At 65.3% G+C, this 1,435-nt stretch carries 1 pseudogene; it reads right to left on the reverse strand.

Annotation, left to right across the window (positions count from 1 at the left end):
- Nucleotides 1-21 precede the first annotated feature (21 nt).
- A pseudogene (gene istA / locus ACZIRK_RS45145) lies at nt 22-1,435 on the reverse strand (IS21 family transposase); the annotation flags it as partial.

The raw sequence follows: 1,435 nt of genomic DNA on the forward strand, positions 1-1,435 counted from the left end.
AGCATACAGGTCTCCTTGGCTTCAGTGGAAATAATCCCGGCCGCGGATGTTGCCGTGGCGCAGGGGTTGGGGTTCGGAGGGCTCGTCGAGAAAGGTGCGATCCAGGCCGTTCTGGAGGATGGAGCGGATCGAGGCGACGGATCGCGCCTTGATCAGAATGCCGCGCCGGCAGGCCGCGTCGACGCGCTCGGCGCCGTAGCTTTTGGCCAGCGACAGAATGCCGAGGCAGGTGCGAAAGCCTTGCTCGGGATGCGGCCGGGCCGCGATCACGGCCTGGAAGAAGGCGGCGGTCGACGGACCGATCCGCTCGCCGGCGGCGATCACTCTGGCGGGCGTCCATTGGCCGTAGCGCCGATGGGCGCTGGGCATGTGGTCGGCGATGGTGGTGTGGCCCCGCCGGTTGGGCGCGCGAGCGTGGCTGGCAATCCTGCGGCCGTTGTGGAAGATCTCGACCGTCCTGTCGTCAATGCGCGCATCGACGAGCTCACGGATGAGCCGATACGGCGTGGAATACCAGTGTCCGTCGATCTCGATATGATAGTCGGGGCCGACCCGACAGCGCTTCCAGTGCGCGAAAGCGTAAGCCTGGTCCGGCAGCTTTGTGAGCTTGGGCTTGTCGAGTTCGGCGAACAGTTCGGCGCGGCTGGCGCCAAAGTCGCGCATCTGTCGGGCATTGAGTTCGACGACGAGTATTTTGATGGCTGCGTTCAGCTCCGCCAACGAAAAGAAGCGTTGGTTGCGCAGCCGCGCCAGAATCCATCGCTGGGCGACTTGCACCGCAACTTCGACCTTTGCCTTATCTTTTGGGCGCCGCGGCCGGGCTGCGAGAATGGCCGTGTCGTAATGGCTCGCCATCTCGGCATAGGTTCGGTTGAGGCCAGGATCGTGGCGGTCGGGATTGGTGACGGCGGCCTTGAGATTGTCGCAGACCACGAATGTCGGCGCGCCGCCGAGGAAGGCGAAAAGGTTGACGTGGAGGCGGATCCAGTCGGCGAGCCCCTCGCTTGGGCAGGCCTCGGCGTACGTATAATTGGACGCGCCCATCGCCGCGACGAACAGCTTCATCGACTGCACTTCCCCACTTGAGGGGTCGATGACGTCGATGGTGTCGCCGGCGAAATCCACGAAGACCTTCTCGCCGCCCAGATGGGTCTGCCGCATCGAAGGCCGGGCACGCCCCTTCCAGGCCTCGTAGGTCGTGCAGAACCATGTGTAGCCGAAGCCATCGGGATGGCTGGCGCGATACTCGTCCCACAGCAGCCGGCGGGTCACGTTGCGCCGGCGCAGCTCCTTGTCGACATAGCCCTAGTCGGGAATGGGCCGCTGGGGGCTCTGCGACGCAGGCTTCGGCGCAGGGAAAAGCAGCAGCTCCAGGTCTTCGTCGGTCATTCCGGCCGGCAACGGCCAGTTCAGCCCGGCAGCCCCGGCTCGGCGC

The organism is Bradyrhizobium sp. Leo114, from assembly GCF_055229415.2.